The following is a 17,438-nucleotide window of genomic DNA, read 5'->3' on the forward strand; positions in this document are numbered from 1 at the left end:
TCTCATCACACAGATTCCTTTTAAAAATGATTCTCTATTCTCCATTCATCGATAAGCTGGACAACCTGCGTTAAATTGGTATACCAGATATAATGTCCTCCATTTACAATATATAACTGGTGATTACCAGATTCTAAATCCAATTGATTTCTATGAGCAGTCTCCCATGCCGGAACATTTTGTACATTCTCTGAAGAAATCATGGTTAATACAGGAAGTGCCGATGGGAATTTTTTATTCTTTATAGAGAGTAATGATTGATCCATCCCGTTCACTTCATTTCTAATCGTATCGTTGCTGCTTAAAGAATATGCCTGAATGTATTCCTCCCTATCACTCTCCGTATAAGTGTACCCGGAAACCTGTGGTAATGCTGCCCCATATTTATCTGGATCTGTTTTCAGTGCCATCTGGAATTCTTCCAAAGAAGAAAAAGAATTCTTGATTTTCTGAAATTCATCAATTCCCTGCAGCATATATTTCTTTTCCATTTCCATAGCCTCTGCCAGTTCTTCATCATATACCGTATTATCAACAGCAATGAAACCTTTTACTTTTTCGGGATAATTCTGTACAAAGTTGAGTCCATATACTCCAGAAATCGAATGTACCAGCAATACACACTGCTTAATTCCCATGGTGTCCAGTGCAGCATTCAATTCACTATTGATATTATCTACAGTTCGATCCGTTGCTGCAACATCACTAAGCCCATATCCAAACGGCTCTACAATCACTATGTTAAAACTCTCATCTAAAGATTGTGCCAGAGGTTTGAAGTAGATATGCGGTGATGGAACTCCCAGAGCCGGCATCATCACCAATGTGGTTTTTCCTTCATCTGCAAATGTTTCTCCACTTGCATCCAATTTTCCATACAAAGCAAGATGCATATTATTACCTTTCACTGTGATATATTTACTCGCATACCCAACTTGTGTCTTTTCCATAGCATGTACCATATTAGAATTTCCTATCAGAAATACAAACAGCATCGCAACCGCCACAATTCTTGAGATTCTCTTTTTGTATCTTCTCATACGCTTCCCCCTAAGTAAATTATTCCAAATATTTTTTCAGTTCTTCTACCCTATCTAATCTTTCCCATGGAAGGTTAATATCGTCTCTCCCAAAATGTCCATAGGCTGCCGTCTGTTTATAAATTGGACGGCGAAGATCCAACATCTGAATGATTCCTGCTGGTCGCAGATCGAATTCTCTTCTTATGATCTCTACCAGACTCTCATCTGAAATTTTTCCGGTTCCAAAAGTGTCTACCATAATAGAGGTCGGATGCGCTACCCCAATTGCGTAAGACAACTGAATTTCACATTTTTTTGCCAGACCTGCGGCCACAATATTCTTCGCAACATAACGAGCAGCATAAGATGCAGAACGATCTACTTTCGTACAGTCTTTTCCAGAAAAAGCTCCGCCGCCATGCCGTGCCATACCACCGTATGTATCTACAATAATCTTGCGTCCTGTTACACCACTATCTCCGTGAGGACCACCGATGACAAAACGCCCTGTTGGATTGATGAAAAATTTTGTATTCTCATCTACCAGTTCTGTTGGAATAATCGGTTCCAATACATATTTTTTTATATCATCATGGATCTGCTCCTGTGTCACATCTGGATCATGCTGCGTTGACAGAACCACTGCATCCAGCCGGTGCGGAATACCTGCTTCGTCATATTCTACAGTAACCTGACTCTTACCGTCCGGTCTTAAATAATTCAACAAACCAGCTTTACGAACCTGAGTAAGCTGCCGAGTCAATTTGTGTGCCAGTGAAATTGGATATGGCATAAATTCATTCGTTTCGTCACATGCGTAACCAAACATCATACCCTGATCCCCAGCACCAATTGCATCAAGCTCTTCTTCTGACATTTTGTGTTCTTTTGCTTCCAATGCCTTATTCACGCCCAAAGCAATATCTGCTGACTGCTCATCAATTGCCGTTAAGACGGCACAGGTATGTGCATCAAATCCATAATCTCCATTGTCATAACCAATTTCTTTAATCGTTTCTCTTACCACCTGCTGCATATCTATATACGCATTGGTCGTGATTTCTCCCATCACTAATACCATACCCGTTGTAATTGCAGTCTCACAGGCCACTCTGCTCATCGGATCCTTTTCCATGAGAGCATCCAATATGGTGTCTGATATGGCATCACAAATTTTGTCCGGATGCCCTTCTGTTACTGATTCTGAGGTAAATAATCTTTTCTCCATAGTAAATTCTCCTTTGTATCAATATTTCATATTTGTCAATAACATAAAATATCTTTACTATTATTACTATATTTTTTGTCTACATTGTACTTTTTTCTGTCCGGTTGGTTTTATCTTTAAACCAAATAACTTTTCTATTCTTCTACGAAATAACATATCCGTCTGATTAATTCTGGAATATTAACAGGACTGGTTATATAGTCGCTTACACCCTCATGGCGATATTGATATTCTAAAGATAAATCTTTATTATCAGTGAATATAAAAAACGGCAACTCTCTGAATATTGGCTCCTTCGTGTTTTGATATATTCCAGCAAGCTTTTTCATAGAATGAAAAAAATCCATAGCAATTCCATCTTGTAAAAACAAATCACACAGAATCAATTCAATATCTTGACATTCTAATAGTTTATTCTCTGCTTCCCATATAGTTTCTACCATAATCATATGTATCCCCTTTTTAAGAAGCTCTGTTTGTATAATAGACGTGATTTCCGAATTCTTTTTTACAAGAAGTATCTTATGAAAAGTAGCTCCCTCTCCATTGGATTCTTTATAAGCATATTCCAATAATGTTTCCTTCACTAAATCGAATTGTAATTTATTCATGCATATCTTAGCTCCCTTTTCCAATGCTTCTTTCTCATAATATTTTTTGTCATAGCATGTAAAGAAAAGGAATGGAATTTTGTATGTTTTCTCCCGCAAGTATTCTAGCAGCTCCATTCCACTCCCATCTGACAATTTCAAATCCGAGCCTATAATGAGTATTTGTTCCTTTTCTATAAGCTCTTTTCCTTGTGATACTGTAAATGCAACTAATACATGATATCCTTTTCGCTGTAGAAAGTTTTTTATATGCCAAATGTAATTACTATCGTCCTCTATTAACAATATCTTTTTCATTTCTTATCTCCATTAAAAAATAATAGCAATGAGAAGTTACCTCTATTTTATTTGTATCTAAGGCACCATACCAATTTCATCATAAACCACTTTAAGCAAGTCTGGTATATCTATTGTATATTTTGATTTTTTCTTTGCCTATTTTAATCTTATATATTTTTAGCATACATCATTCTCCCCATAAAAAAAGCAGTGTCGTCCACTGCCTTTTCTCCATCACTTAATCTGTTATTTCCACAAATGAGTATCTTTCCTCTTTCTTTTGCACAATTGCAGAACCCGTTTGTTCTTGTATCGTTTTTAACAATTCTTCTACATATATTTGAGCTTCATGCACTTCAATATTCATGGCGTATGCAATTTCTCTAATTGAAAAACTCAACTCTGAATCGCTCATCAACAGTTGTAAAATCTCCCATTGCATATCAGTAATTACAATTTCTGTACCATTATAAATCATCCTTTTCTTGTCAAATTCAATATCCCATTTTCCGAAATGAATTCTTTCTTCTTCTAATATATTTTGCATATCTAATCGCATAACTACAAAAGATACTTCCGGCCAACATTTCTTTAATAATTCCTCTGCTTTTTTTCTTTCCTCACAATTCTTAAAGTATAATAATTCTCCCATCCTCTATCTCCTCATATCATTTATCATTATACTTTAAGTTTACATCCGAATTATTGCAGAAATCTTATTAAATTATTCCTTTAGCCTTTTTTCTACGATACTATCTTCATTGTATTTGTGTAACTGACCGCCCAATAAACGCTTTCCTATAATAATCCAAGTATCTCTATTGTACTGATCCATATCCCTATACAATTCCATAATTTCTCTTTTATTATCCTGCTCTCTCTGCTGTTCCTCTTCATCTTTCCTCAATATATAATCAACAGGGACCTTAAAGAATTTGGATAATGCAAGCAACATATCACCAGAAATATTCTCGTCTACCTTTTCATACTTACTAATTGTCTGCTGACTGACTCCTATTTCTTCCCCTAATCTCGTCTGAGTCAGGCCTAATTTTTTTCTTAATTCAGATATTCGATTCACAAGCGTACACCTCCCGATACACTCATTTTACACTTAAATACGCCTGTATTTTACTTCGTTTAAGAGTATTACTACTATGTATCATAGTATATCGTAGTATTACTATCATCATTTCCACACATCTATACCGAAAAAAAGTCAATCTATACAAACAATATTACAATTTCTTTTCTTTTAAATATACTAGTGCTTATAGGGGAGGAGAAATGCTTATGAAAAAACTATTATTGATTAGCAACCCGTCCGTCTTGGGGAAAAATCTGGAGAATATCTTAAAGCAAAATTATCATACCGATTTTATTTCCACCGTACCAAAACAAATCGGCAGCATACCATTTAACTCTTATAATGCTTTGCTCTTGGATTTCACACTGTTACATGAATATAGTCTTATCATATGTAAGACTGCAAAAAAGCACTTCCCAAATATTATTGTTCTGTTTTTATGCGCTACCAATATTCCAGAACAAATTATTTTGGATTTCTATGAAGCAGGTGCCGATGACCATTTATATTCGACCCTCTCATCACCAGCACTTTTACAGAAAAAATTGGATATCTTATTTAGTAACCATCATCCAACCACAAAGTATGAAGACAGCCACATAACTTTAAATTTTGACTCCTTGACCGCAGTGATTGAAGGTACTGCTACTTCTTTTACTCCATTGGAATTTAAGCTACTCAAACTGCTTTCTTTAAATCCAAACACCGTTTTAACCAGACAACATCTTTTATATTCTCTATGGGATCGAAATGGGAATTATGTAGAAGAAACTTCTCTCAATAGTATGATCTGCCGCATACGGCAAAGAATTGATACCGAAAATCATCATTATATTAAGACAATATATGGAATTGGATATATGTGGAGTACCTATTAAAGGAGCAACGTAATCTATTACGAATAACGTTGCTCCTTTCTTATCTTATGATCTAGTAATCACAGGTAATGAAACAATTACCCATAAGGCAATCTGCTATACACTTATATCTTGTTTCTCCACAGGCTGGAGTGTATATATTGACTTCTTCTTCCTGTAATTCAACATTCTCTAATTTTACATCGTTCATAAAAATCCTCCTTGTTTCATTCCGTACTTTTAATTATGCACATATCTAAAACGTAGCTGACAATATTGGCATTTAGTTAATGTACAATCGTCTATATAGAATTTCTCCTACTCAATATTACTCCATAGGGGTTATAAGAGCACTTCCACCAATACAATCTGTTACACACGCTTTTCTTGTTGTGCCACAATCGTCTGTATATACATTCACTTCTTCTATCTCTATTTCATTATTTTTTACTATTCTCTCACTTTCCATGTCTTTTTTCCTTTCTGTATAAATTTATTCAGTTATTATTAGTATTCAATATTGAGCCAAGCACCTCCGCCCAAGCAATCATTTAAACAATGAAACTGAATCTCTCCACAATCATCCGTATAAATGCTTACTTCTGCCATAAGGAGTTCTCTTGCCTCTTGTTCATCTCTTCGCTCTTTCATCCGACTTTCCTCCTTCCTATTAATATTTTTGATAACATCAGTATACTATTTTAAAATTTCATCTCCATATTTTATGTACAGATTACATTTTTTTCTTTCTATTTGGATAACTATTCCATTCTTAGTTGATCAATAATTGATTTTTTCTTCTGTTCTCTTATTTGATAAATAGATAATATAACCTGTATTAACAGAAGCACCAATACGTATATACCCATATAAAAAAACGGAAATGAATATTCTACCACTTTCCCATAACAGCTTATACTCATTTGACGACAAATTAACATTGCAATAGGAGTTCCAATTAGCAAAGTCATACAAATGCTTAAGATAGAATAGCACATACCTTCACCGATAATAACTTTATAAAGCTGCTTTTCTGTCAATCCTATAGACCGTAAAACACTATATTCACGTCTTCTAAATAATTGATTTGACAATGTTGTGTTAATCAAATTTATCACACCAAAAAGAAAAATTAGGATTGAAATTACCTGCAAAACGAAATATATTGTATTGTCTTTCTCATATCCCTTCACTCTTTCGCTAAAGCTTTCGATTGCAATATCTTCGTTTTTTGAAATCGTATTTCGAAGATTTTCATCAACACTGCTCTGTTCCTTTGGATCAATGTTTATTCCCCATGTGAAATCAAAATTTTTTATTCCAGGCAATAATTCTTTAAAAGCATCTTCCGTCATACACATCATCGCAGCATTAAATCCCCCACGCCCACTTCCTAGTGCAGATGCAAATTTAGTTGATTGGAAAATTCCTGATACTGTTACTGGGATTTTCTCTTTCCCAAAGGATATCTCAAATTGCATTCCTACCTTTACTTCTTCCCCAAAATCTTCGTAACCAGTCTTTACTAATATTTCATGGGAATTTTCAGGCATTCGCCCTGCAACTAATGAATCTTCAATTTCTTTCTTATTTTGCGTGGTAATCATATCACACATTCCTCTTCCTCCATATCCCTTATATTCGAAGGTAAAGGTTGCTGATTTTCTTAATGTTTGCATCTCATTTATGCCTGGAATACTACCAATTTCTTCTTTCAAATTATCATTAAGGGGATTCCCGGAATATAATAGTTCCGTAGGTTCTTTATCTGACTTTATATATATTTTATAATCAGCATCACCAAAATAGTGTTGTGTCATCTTTACCGGAGACTGTAAAAGTAAAGCTGAAGATACCGTTAACAGAATAATTCCTCCGAGGCTTAATGATATAACAATGCTCCATACTTTTTTGGGTTCTCTCTTAAAATTCATTATTCCCAAAGATATTGGCGTAAGCTTTCTATTTTTTTCTTGTGCTGATATTTTTATATTACTAATTGCTGTCATCCTCACAGATTCCATCGGTGAGGCCTTCATTGCTATTTTAACTGGTTTATTTATAGAGATGCTGACAATAATGCTACAGATAGCTGCGGTTATCATTGCACATACGATATAATTCCTAATATTAATCCCTTTTGCTAGTATTATCGCTGAACAAAGAACTGCTAATGTAATACCTATCAGTATTCCTCTAACACCTAAATACCTTCCTTCCTTTTTTACAATCTTTTTTATCTGCTTTTGTGTCATTCCTATCGTCCTAAGTTGTCCGTAATTTTGTATTTTATTAATTATAGAAATTTGGAAAATGCTTTTTATAACAGTATAGCTTCCTATCAAAACGAGTCCAATTAATATTCCTAAGATACCTAATTGATCTGCAGAAATCATTTGATTAACGTACCGAAAATATCGATTATTAAATGCTACAGGTAGATTATTTATTTCACCAATTTCGCTGCAATATTTCTTTATTTCTTCAGCATTTTTTTCCTTCACATGCACATAAACCATGCTGGAGTCTTCATTATAGTCTTCATAATTTTTCAGTTTTTCCCAAGATATTAAAAATGGAAATGTTTCTCCACTAGTTGCCATATCAAGAATCCCTGAAATCGTGTATTTTCCTGATAGCTGTTCCGTGTTTAATGTAATCTTATCTCCTACCTTTTTATCTTTATCATATTTATCCAACCATTTTTTACATACGACAATTTGAGCTTCTTCCTCTGGAAGTTCTCCACTAAATAAACTCATCTGGTTTCTCATCATATAGAGCATTGGCTGATCCATGTAAAAAAAAGCAGCAGTATATGTTTTATCAGACGGTATATCCCCAACAATGTAGTATTGTCCTACTCTTTCAAATCCCGTTTCTTCTCTTAGCTTTAACAGTTTTTCTTCTGAAACATTCATGTATACTGCTTCGTATGTATCCTGAATCTGTTTTTTTTGTACTTCCAGCAGTGAAGTCGCAATTAGTCCTGAAAAGCATATCAAAAATGATGCTAGAGCTATAGAAATCACTAACATAATATTTCTTCGCTTTTCAGACCGAAGATTCCTCTGTACAATATTTTTTATTGCTTTTTTATCCCCTTGTTTTCTCATCTTCACCAACTCCAATTTTCAAAAATTTTCCGTCTTCAATCCTCACTATTCGTTCTGCTAAATCTGCAATGTGCTCGTTATGAGTAATCATCACAACACTTTGCTCAAATTTTCTACTCGTGCTTTGAATCAATTCCAGTACATCCTGGCTCGTCTTGCTGTCAAGATTTCCTGTAGGTTCATCTGCAAGTATAATTGCCGGCTTCGTAATCAAGGCTCTTGCAATGGCAACACGCTGCTGTTGTCCACCAGATAACATATTCGGCATACTTTTCAGTTTCTCCTTTAAACCGAGCATATTAATAATTTCGTTCAAAAATACCTGATCAACTTCCTGCCCATCTAATTCAATTGGCAAAACTATATTCTCATAAACATTTAACATGGGGAGTAAGTTATAGTTTTGAAAAATAAAGCCTATATTCCTTCTTCGAAAGATTGTAAGCTGCTCATCATTTAAGTCTGACAATTTTTTTCCTTGGATTTTAATTTCCCCAGAGGTAGGTATATCCAATCCTCCCAACATATTCAATAAGGTAGATTTACCACTTCCGGATGTACCAACAATAGCTACAAATTCTCCCTTTTCAACACTAAAATCTACTCCATCTAATGCCTTTGTTATATTAGGCTCCTTTCCATAATATTTTTTTATATTTCTTGCTTCCAATACTTTCATAATTTATTTCTCCTTTCAATTCATTCTTTAATTCGTATCTATATATCAATGAAAGGCTACTCGATTTTATTTTCTCGAATAGCCTTCCATGTTTTTGTATGTATTACTTAGTTGTATTTAAAAACGCTCCGCCACCGATGCAATCATTTTCACATTTCTTACGAACGATATCGCAGTCTGGCAATTCATAAATATCAACTTCTTCCTTTAATAACTCTTCGTTTTCAGTTACTTCTATTCTCTTTTCTTCCATGACACTGATCCTCCTCTTTAATAATCCGGATTCAGAAAAGATCCGCCACCAAAGCAGTCATTTTTACAATGATTCTGAATTTCTCCACAGCCTGCTGCATAAACATTGATTTCTTCTTTTGATAATTCCTGAGCTTCTTTTTCTTTTAATTCGTTCATAGTCTACTGTCTCCTTTCCGAATTTACTCCGCTGCTGTAACTAAAGCTAATACCCAAAAACAATCTGTTACACAATTATACCTTGTCACACCGCAGTCATCCGTATAAACATTTACTTCCTCTTTGTTAAGTTCTGAGGATTTTCTTTCTGTATTGAATTCTTCCATAGAACTCACCTCCTTATGCCTATATTTATACGCTTTCACATACCTTTTATCTATATTTCTTGTCTAAATTGCTCTTTTTTCTTCCTAGTTGGGTTCTTCCTCCCATCTTCTCTTTACCTCCTCCATATACTCAATATAAATTTCTAAATTTTTCCTTCTATTTGCTTTAGAATCATAGTAAAACAGCACATAATTTAATACTGCTTTTAAGAAAATACACCGATAATCATAAGGTTCTTCTGATGCTAGACAATGCCCACCGCATATATAGCGATAATCACATTCTTTACATATTTCTTTATATTCAGCACAGAACAACCTCTTAATTTCATCTTTTTTCAATAAATTTTCTAATTCCTGTAAAATTTTCTGTGGCTCATCGGACAGTATATTTCCCATTCGAACCTGGTTCTGCTCCATACACTGGCACATGTAAATATCGCCTTCCGGGAAAATTGCCATAACTTTTCCATAGCCCCCACAAGAATTTCTTACCTGAACTCTTTGATAAAAAGCTCCCCCAATTTTTTTATCCTCGTATCCCTGGTTCAATATATATTTTACTATCTTCAGGTTCATATCAAGATGCTCCATATCTGTTAAAATTTCAGAGTTTTCTTTCGCCCTACCCACGGATGAAACTATATTAAAAAGAACATCTATGTCATATTTCGCAGCTATATCAATCAATCGATACAAATCCATCTCATTGGTTTTCTCATAAATGAAAGTAAGGACTACCTTTATTCCGGCTTGCTGACACATCTCTATATGCTTAATTAGCTGCTGCTCCTTTTCAGGTGTTCCGAACATGTGCATGGTACTGAAATCAATTTCATCTATATATCCTTTGAGTTGTTCTGTTAATTCCTCGGTAATCGCAAGACCATTGCTCTGTAGTGTAATTGGGCAAGTCAAACCATTTCTTAATGCTTTTGCAATTTCCACAATTTGATCTTTAATCAGTGGCTCTCCACCTGTAAGAATCATTTTATGTGGTTTATTTTTCTGAAAGAACGGAATCACCTTATTCTGTATATCCTCCAGCTTAAATTCTTTTTCTGGACGAAGCTTGTCGTTTGCACTGATCGCACAAAAATCACAATTCATATTACATTTCCTGGTTACCATCAAATATACCGTATTGATTTTCTCATGATTCTTCTCTATTTCTTTTACAAATTCAGTTTGCTGCTCCCATACAGGGAATAACTTTTCCTGAAACTCTGGTTTATCTAAATTGTCTGCAAATCTTTTACTTACCCCCAGGCAGACTTTTCCTACCGGATCAATTAAAGCCACTTTTTCTCCCTCAGTTATCTTAATAAACTCATTCATCTTACTTTCCATGACGTAAATATCTCCTTTCATATTCTTGTTTCAGCTTTTCAAGCTGTTTTTCAGTTAAGTTTGTTTGAATCAGATGGTACATCCACTTCGTCACTTCACAATTCACTTTTATAGGTTGATATACATTTTGGTGAATTTCATAATTTGCCACCTGACAGCCTCTTGTTTTACAATGTCTAATGTATTGACATTTTTTACACATTGTATCCTCTTGATCCTCTAGGTAAATAATCTCTCGAATCCTCGGAACATCCAACCCGGCTTCTACAGAACCGATTTTAAATTCTGGAAGTTCCGCACAAGTATAAATCCCACCATCCGTTGTTACATAGCAAGTTGTCAAACCTGCCTTACATGCGTAAAATGGACATGGAATCAGGAAAGATTTCAGATATTGTTCCCAAAGATTCCAAAAGATTACTTCTTGATTTTTTTGTATATGTGCTTTATATAAACCAAATACCTTCTCTATCTGTTCTCGTAATCCCTGTATCTGCTCATCACTCCAGGAGCAATAATAATCAATTCCCGACTCTAATTTTTTAATTCCTAAATCAAGCAAAAACTGGAAACTTTCTGCATAATATTGATAGTTATTACTTGTCACAACACTGGCTACCGAAATCTGATTTCCTGTTTCCTGCTCATATTTTCTCAATAACGGAAGGTTCTTCATAATTTTTTCAAAGCTTCCGGTTCCTGCATAATCTCTCCTGTTCAAATTCTGAACATACTCAGGACCATCTAAACTCACCTTCACCTCAAATGTATTTTCCACAAAAAAATCAATTACTTCATCTGTAACTAACGTTCCATTTATCGTAGTACTGAACTTGCATATTAAGTTTGTTTCCTGGCATTTTTTCTTCGCATAATCTACCACATCTTTCATCAGATTAAATGCCATAAGGGGTTCCCCTCCAATAAAGTAAACCATAAGTGTCCGATCATGCTGTTTATTTGCTTCATGCACAGCAATATCGATTGCCTTTTGAGCCGTTTCTAAACTCATGTATGTATTTTTCTTCTCGCCCAGATAGCAGTAAGTACAATTCAAATTGCACTTATTTATGATCTCTAATGACAATGTATACATTTTCCTGCCTCCTAAACTGTAAATTGGTTCAAATTTCTATTTGTTTTCTTCTGGAAATCCAATCTTTCCACCATATTAAATAAGGGATATCGCAAAATAATTTCTGTCTTCGGATTTTCCATGGCATATACCCTGATTCTCTCTTTATACTCACATATTTCCTGATAATTGTTGTGATCAATAAATAGCACCGGATACTGTTCTGCTGTTTTTATATTTCTCAATTTTTCCATTCCACTTTCAAAAGTATCACATCTCTCTGTTCTCGTTACTTCCCGTATGAAACGCTGCTCTAAAGGTTCTTCTATACGGTTCGTTAGAAAATAACACTGTTTCTGCTTCAATGTTTGATATGGATAATAGTGATTCAAAGTGTTGAGAGTAAACTGTAAAATTGCCTGTTCATATTCATCCTCATAATTGCTTAAATACCCTGTTATTACAGCACACCCAAAGCTATTGCCCTGATAAAACTTAGGAATGCCTAAATGATAAAGAGAAAAAAATTTAGAGGAAAAAATCACATCCTTTCCTATCCCATCATATTGGAAAACCTGTAAAGGATTCTCTATGTCCAGGCATCTTATTCCCATTACAAAAGGGAAGGAAGCCGGATAGGTTGCTTCTACTTGCTGATTAGAGTATGCTGCCACAATCAAAATCCCCTTTTCTGTAGCTGCTCTACATACCTCCTCTATTTCTTTGTGATATTTGTACTCATCTCCCATACTCATATTAATTATGTCTACCTGTTCCTCTATCAGTAATTCAATACCTTCTATCATATCCAGAACCGTACTCTTTTTGTTCTTCCTCACAATGGGTACCAGAACAATTTCAGCTTCTGGGTTTTCCTTTAAAATAAAAGAACAGACATATTCCGCATGGGTAAATCCAAAGGCATCTTTACTGTATTCCTGACCTTTCCACTTGCAGTCTATTTTTACAATTTTCTTATCCTGAAAAAAAGGATTATCAAAAGATCCATTGGAATCCAACACACCTATCCTCACTTTTCACTCACCTGCCTTATATGTAGCTTCTCCAAATCCACAATAATATCTGCTTCTCGCAATTCTTCCAGATTGTGCGTAGAAAAAATAATAATTTTCTCCCTTGATAACGCATGCAATAATTGATAAAAACGCCCTCTTCGTTTTTCATCAATATTTGCTGTCGCTTCATCAAAAATCAGAATTTGTGAATTTTTCAAAATATTCCTCATAATATCTAAACGCCGCATTTGTCCTTCTGAGAAATTGCATGGATCTATCTTTATCTCGGTATCCCATACCATTTCTAAAGTATGGATTTCATCATACAAATCCAAGCACTTTGCCACTGTATCCATTTCTTCTTCCGAAACAATATGTAGTAATCCCATATTCCGTCTTACCGTATCATTGAAGAACTGTGTACGCTGCATAACATATCCTGTATTTTCCCAATAGCTGTTAATATCTAATTCCTGCAAATCTGTGTTATTCACAACTACTTTTCCTTCTGTCGGTTGATACACACCTGTTATAATTTTGAACAGAGTGCTTTTGCCTTGTCCACTTTTTCCATGAACTCCGTAAAGAGTGCCTTTTTCGAACTTCAAATTGAGCCGGTCAAATACCTTCTTATTCGACTCTGTATAAGAAAAGCTCATCTCTTCTAAGGAAATGTTGTTAACTGTTGTTACTTTCTCTCCATCTCCTTGTTTCTGATCCGGATACTGAAGCAAACCATTGATATCCTTTAAGGAAACTACGGCTGTATGATACTCGTTAGCAAACTGTGCGATTCCAATAATAGGATTCATAATAATTGTCTGGTAATTCATCAAGGCCATAATGGTACCTATGGTCATATTTCCTTTAAATACTTCTTGTGCACCGACTACCCAAATTATGACTGTTCCTATAAACTGAATCACGAGTATCGTAGATGTATTCAATATGTACAACAAATTCTGGCGATTCGTCTCTTTTTTGTATTTCTGATTTTTCTCAAAGTACATATCATGCACATATTGCCCACATTGAAAGAGTCTTGTAATAAACCAATTATCATAGGTGTTTGTCAGAACATTGGTTATGCTGTTATATCCTTCCAAAACTTGACCACTGGTTTCCTGTATCAATTTCCCCAGGATTCTACTAATAAAAGGAACACTGACAAGTAAGATAATATTGGATACGGCAATCCCCTTATGGATAGAAAACATATATGGAGGAACAACCACCAGGATAACAATATTGGAAACCAATGTGATAATACTTGTGATTCCACATTGTTTCACTGCTGAAACATCTTTATCTACTTTCAGCAAAATGTCACTTAGCTTTATCTTCTCAAAAAAATTCACGCTTACTGTTGATAATTTATCTTCTACCTTTTGTCGCATATCTGCTGCTATCTCTTCCGAAATAACAGCCACGATATAACGCTGTACATAATTCATAAGGTAGTTCAGCAGTAACATGCCCAGGAACACCACCAGAAGGAGCATAAACGCAGATAAACTGGTACTATGTGGATTCCCCAAATCATCTATCACTTTTCCCTGCAGCTCCGGACGCACCAAAGAAACTCCCGCCGTTAACACAATCGTTGCTATTGTTAAAATATAGGAAGGTAGTAACTTTTTCTTAAAAGCATACTCTTTTAAAAATCCAAGATATGGACGGCTTTCTTTACTTTTCATCGCTTAACCTCTTGGCAATCTTCTCTCCGAACTCACTGAATTTTAAATCTTCCTCCTGGATATAGTCTATATACACTCCTAATTTTTCTCTAACTATTTCAATCGGCTGCTGTAAATAATATTCAAGAATCTGCACCATTGCCTTATAAAAGATATGTTCAAAAATACACTCTGCATCCGATGGTACATTAATCTTCCCTGTATTGATAAAATTCATATATCCGCATTTCATACCATGACAAAAATCTCGGATTGTGCATCCCTTGCACTTCGGATCGGTTTTATCAAAGTTCGACATTGCTATTAATTTTGCCTTTCTTATATCAACGCCTTCCTTGATATTACCTATACAATATTTTTCATTACTTGTAAGAAATCCACATGGATATATCTGACCATTCGGAAAGATCTTGAAATTTCCAATTCCGGCATCGCACATGCCAAAGCAGTTCCCAAAATCACACAACATATTAAACATTTTTCCATCAAATTGATCTATAGTAAAAACTCTGCCCGCTGCTGCCTCAGCCAAATAGTACCGCAAAATTTGTCCCACCTGCTTTTCAAATTCTGCCTTCAGCTCATCACATATTTTTAAATATACATCCATAATCATACAGATGTTATCCAATCCATGCTCATGCAGGTAACAGATATTTTCGAACATATACGGAATGGTATTTTCTGTGACCGTCATTCTTACAGAAAAATTCAATCCACTATCCTTTACCTTCATGATATTCTCAAAAATTTTTTCATAGCAAGAAACTCCATCTTTCGCAACTCTGTTCAAATCATGGGTTTCCTTATTCCCATCAAAACTAAGGCGTACTGTAAAATGATTTTCTTTCATAAATGCAATGAACCGATCATCCATCATGGAACAGTTGGTAGTAATATAATACTTTACTTCCCTTTCCGGATAATTATCTTTGATATAGGCTACTGCCTTGTAAATTAAATCTTTCTTCAGCAAAGGCTCACCGCCCAAAAAATCAATCAAGACTTTCCCTCTATCCCCATAATTCATCATAAACTCCAAAGAGTCCACAAGTGTTTTTTCATTCAACTGATAATGGTTATGGTAGTCTTCATAACAATACTGACATTTAAAATTACAATCTGTTGTCATATATAATGTGAAATTATACATATCTGTCTACTCCTTTCTTGAATATACTAAAAACAATTTTAATCAAATTCTCCTATCTCGCCATATATTTTGATTATTTTGCGTATTTTAGTGTCTAAATGGCATAAAAAACAGGCCTCGATATTCTTAATACCAAGACCTGAAAAACTCTTATTAATAGATTCCAACTTCTTTTCCAAATTTATACATATATTGAGTTACCGTCTGTATAGCATGCTGCACAGATTGTCTGCCTGCACTATCATAGGAACTTTCCTTTTGAGCATCCGCCGCAAGCCCTTTCGCATGTTTTGCTGCGGAATACATCAAATCTCCTGTTGATGTATTTAATGCGGTTGTATATACGGATGAGCCAAACGAATTTCCTGCTATTGTGTAAGATTTACGGTTTTTATCAACATATTTTTCAAAAGCGGAATGATTGCTGTTTACTGCTGTCAAGTTCGATGCATGATGCGGTTCATTTAAGTCTGATACATAATGGGTGCCTTTTCCTAAGTTTGACATAGCCAATTGTACATCTCCTGCACGATACGCATTTACTGCTGCCTGAAAATATGACTCTGCTCTTGTCCTAGCTGTCGGAGATTTTTGACCAAGCCAGTTTTTTCCAGTATCAGGATCATAAAAGTGTCCTGCAAAAGTTCCTGCATCTGTTTCATTTCCAAGTTTATCCGGCCAGTCGGTTGCCTCCATAAGAATAGATGAGTTCAGCTCACCATTGAATGCACTATTTCCTTTATCATTGCTCAGAATTTTAAGTGCGTTTGCAACAATATACTGATGTGTATGATCTACCCCACCAGACGAAAATCTTTCATCTGGATTTGTGCCATGCTCAATCGGAACTCCTTCCCCGTAAAGTTCATCAGAACCATTCGCAATATCCTGCACTTTCGTTGGAAGTTCTGGTTGTTCCGCTGCCATAACTGGCATCGTTCCCAATAAAGCCCCCACTGATACCATGGCAATAAATAGTTTCATTTTTTTTCGCATACCCATGCCTCCTCTTCTTTTTTCTTTATTTTACATCCTGCTTCAAGAAAAAACATATAATTTGTTTAGTTTGCATTTTTTATGCCCTGCCTGGACCAATAAAAATGGCACTTATTTTCCATAAGCACCATCTTGTCACACTATATTTCTATCGGAATAATCACAGAAACAGAAAACATATCATCTAAAACACTAAATGATACTTCTCCTCCATAATCTTTCACCACACTTTTAATATTTTTGACACCAAACCCATGATTTTTCTTATCTTCCTTTGATGTTTCCAGTGTTGCATTTTCTCGCAGATAACGTACTTGTGAATCTCTTAGGCTATTTTCACATAAAATTGACAAGAACCCCTTTACTTTTTTAGCCTTTAACTGTACTAAACACTCTACCATAGGATTTTCTTCTTTCATTAACCGGCATTCTCTTAATGCGTTATCTATTGTATTCGAAATTATGACACATAAATCCTCATTTCTTATCTGTCGAAACTCTGTAAAATCGGCAAACACCTTAAATTCAATTCCCTTTTCGATAGCCTCCAATCGTTTCGTATGAAGCAAATTATCAATAAAAGTATTCCCTGATTTATAGTAACTTTGATACTTATTTAATTTACGTTCAATACCATTAACACCACTTTACAACTTTTTAGTTTTAAAACAGAAACATTGTGTTTTATTGAATA

General features: G+C 34.9%; 21 protein-coding genes. 1 reads left to right on the top strand and 20 read right to left on the bottom strand.

Annotated features, from left to right (window positions below):
- Nucleotides 1-20: 20 nt before the first annotated feature.
- From LJE11_RS02980 to LJE11_RS03000, 5 genes are all read right to left on the bottom strand, one after another.
- Complete coding sequence (locus LJE11_RS02980) at nucleotides 21-1,040, bottom strand: alpha/beta fold hydrolase (protein ID WP_227295521.1); 1,020 nt, start codon at nucleotides 1,038-1,040, stop codon at nucleotides 21-23.
- A gap of 19 nt (nucleotides 1,041-1,059) precedes the next feature.
- On the bottom strand, nucleotides 1,060-2,250 hold the full coding sequence (gene metK / locus LJE11_RS02985) for a methionine adenosyltransferase (protein ID WP_227295523.1): 1,191 nt from the start codon (nucleotides 2,248-2,250) through the stop codon (nucleotides 1,060-1,062).
- A 134-nt stretch (nucleotides 2,251-2,384) separates the two neighbouring features.
- Nucleotides 2,385-3,158, bottom strand: a complete 774-nt coding sequence (locus LJE11_RS02990; RefSeq protein WP_227295525.1) for a response regulator — start codon at nucleotides 3,156-3,158, stop codon at nucleotides 2,385-2,387.
- A 220-nt stretch (nucleotides 3,159-3,378) separates the two neighbouring features.
- On the bottom strand, nucleotides 3,379-3,792 hold the full coding sequence (locus LJE11_RS02995; RefSeq protein WP_054337531.1) for a hypothetical protein: 414 nt from the start codon (nucleotides 3,790-3,792) through the stop codon (nucleotides 3,379-3,381).
- Nucleotides 3,793-3,864: 72 nt separating this feature from the next.
- A complete protein-coding gene (locus tag LJE11_RS03000; protein WP_054337530.1) occupies nucleotides 3,865-4,221 on the bottom strand; it encodes a helix-turn-helix domain-containing protein in 357 nt (118 codons plus the stop codon).
- Nucleotides 4,222-4,433: 212 nt separating this feature from the next.
- On the opposite strand from LJE11_RS03000, the gene LJE11_RS03005 reads away from it, so the two are divergent.
- A complete protein-coding gene (locus tag LJE11_RS03005) occupies nucleotides 4,434-5,105 on the top strand; it encodes a winged helix-turn-helix transcriptional regulator (protein ID WP_054337529.1) in 672 nt (223 codons plus the stop codon).
- 52 nt (nucleotides 5,106-5,157) lie between these two features.
- Here LJE11_RS03005 and LJE11_RS03010 read toward each other — a convergent pair whose 3' ends face one another.
- The 15 genes from LJE11_RS03010 to LJE11_RS03080 all read right to left on the bottom strand — a co-directional run bounded on the left by LJE11_RS03010 (nucleotide 5,158) and on the right by LJE11_RS03080 (nucleotide 17,262).
- Nucleotides 5,158-5,295, bottom strand: coding sequence for a hypothetical protein (locus LJE11_RS03010; protein ID WP_173684409.1), 138 nt, complete (start codon nucleotides 5,293-5,295; stop codon nucleotides 5,158-5,160).
- Between the two features lie 117 nt (nucleotides 5,296-5,412).
- Nucleotides 5,413-5,553, bottom strand: a complete 141-nt coding sequence (locus LJE11_RS03015) for a hypothetical protein (protein ID WP_173684408.1) — start codon at nucleotides 5,551-5,553, stop codon at nucleotides 5,413-5,415.
- Nucleotides 5,554-5,591: 38 nt separating this feature from the next.
- The gene (locus tag LJE11_RS03020) at nucleotides 5,592-5,735 is read right to left on the bottom strand and encodes a hypothetical protein (protein ID WP_173684404.1); all 144 of its coding nucleotides are present in this window, start codon (nucleotides 5,733-5,735) and stop codon (nucleotides 5,592-5,594) included.
- Between the two features lie 110 nt (nucleotides 5,736-5,845).
- Nucleotides 5,846-8,200: an ABC transporter permease gene (locus LJE11_RS03025; RefSeq protein WP_118045835.1), complete on the bottom strand. Its 2,355-nt coding sequence runs from the start codon at nucleotides 8,198-8,200 to the stop codon at nucleotides 5,846-5,848.
- Nucleotides 8,181-8,879: an ABC transporter ATP-binding protein gene (locus LJE11_RS03030; protein ID WP_117843958.1), complete on the bottom strand. Its 699-nt coding sequence runs from the start codon at nucleotides 8,877-8,879 to the stop codon at nucleotides 8,181-8,183. The genes LJE11_RS03025 and LJE11_RS03030 overlap by 20 nt, the downstream gene beginning before the upstream one ends.
- 103 nt (nucleotides 8,880-8,982) lie before the next feature.
- Complete coding sequence (locus LJE11_RS03035; protein ID WP_172538635.1) at nucleotides 8,983-9,132, bottom strand: hypothetical protein; 150 nt, start codon at nucleotides 9,130-9,132, stop codon at nucleotides 8,983-8,985.
- A gap of 17 nt (nucleotides 9,133-9,149) precedes the next feature.
- A complete protein-coding gene (locus tag LJE11_RS03040; protein ID WP_165852526.1) occupies nucleotides 9,150-9,290 on the bottom strand; it encodes a hypothetical protein in 141 nt (46 codons plus the stop codon).
- A gap of 23 nt (nucleotides 9,291-9,313) precedes the next feature.
- Complete coding sequence (locus LJE11_RS03045; RefSeq protein WP_173684407.1) at nucleotides 9,314-9,457, bottom strand: hypothetical protein; 144 nt, start codon at nucleotides 9,455-9,457, stop codon at nucleotides 9,314-9,316.
- An 84-nt stretch (nucleotides 9,458-9,541) separates the two neighbouring features.
- A complete protein-coding gene (locus LJE11_RS03050; RefSeq protein ID WP_225084405.1) occupies nucleotides 9,542-10,807 on the bottom strand; it encodes a radical SAM/SPASM domain-containing protein in 1,266 nt (421 codons plus the stop codon).
- Complete coding sequence (locus LJE11_RS03055) at nucleotides 10,797-11,903, bottom strand: radical SAM/SPASM domain-containing protein (protein WP_117843956.1); 1,107 nt, start codon at nucleotides 11,901-11,903, stop codon at nucleotides 10,797-10,799. The genes LJE11_RS03050 and LJE11_RS03055 overlap by 11 nt, the downstream gene beginning before the upstream one ends.
- 11 nt (nucleotides 11,904-11,914) lie before the next feature.
- The gene (locus tag LJE11_RS03060; RefSeq protein ID WP_118309291.1) at nucleotides 11,915-12,916 is read right to left on the bottom strand and encodes a S8 family serine peptidase; all 1,002 of its coding nucleotides are present in this window, start codon (nucleotides 12,914-12,916) and stop codon (nucleotides 11,915-11,917) included.
- Complete coding sequence (locus tag LJE11_RS03065; protein ID WP_117843954.1) at nucleotides 12,913-14,595, bottom strand: ABC transporter ATP-binding protein; 1,683 nt, start codon at nucleotides 14,593-14,595, stop codon at nucleotides 12,913-12,915. The genes LJE11_RS03060 and LJE11_RS03065 overlap by 4 nt, the downstream gene beginning before the upstream one ends.
- Complete coding sequence (locus LJE11_RS03070; protein ID WP_054350812.1) at nucleotides 14,585-15,748, bottom strand: radical SAM/SPASM domain-containing protein; 1,164 nt, start codon at nucleotides 15,746-15,748, stop codon at nucleotides 14,585-14,587. The genes LJE11_RS03065 and LJE11_RS03070 overlap by 11 nt, the downstream gene beginning before the upstream one ends.
- Nucleotides 15,749-15,901: 153 nt before the next feature.
- Nucleotides 15,902-16,744 (bottom strand): zinc dependent phospholipase C family protein, encoded by an 843-nt coding sequence (locus tag LJE11_RS03075; protein WP_226824568.1) that lies wholly within the window; start codon nucleotides 16,742-16,744, stop codon nucleotides 15,902-15,904.
- Between the two features lie 140 nt (nucleotides 16,745-16,884).
- Nucleotides 16,885-17,262, bottom strand: coding sequence for a GHKL domain-containing protein (locus LJE11_RS03080; RefSeq protein ID WP_227295527.1), 378 nt, complete (start codon nucleotides 17,260-17,262; stop codon nucleotides 16,885-16,887).
- Between the last annotated feature and the right edge of the window lie 176 nt (nucleotides 17,263-17,438).

It is taken from the genome of Blautia sp. DFI.1.216 (assembly GCF_020594215.1).
Taxonomy (GTDB): domain Bacteria; phylum Bacillota; class Clostridia; order Lachnospirales; family Lachnospiraceae; genus Blautia_A; species Blautia_A wexlerae.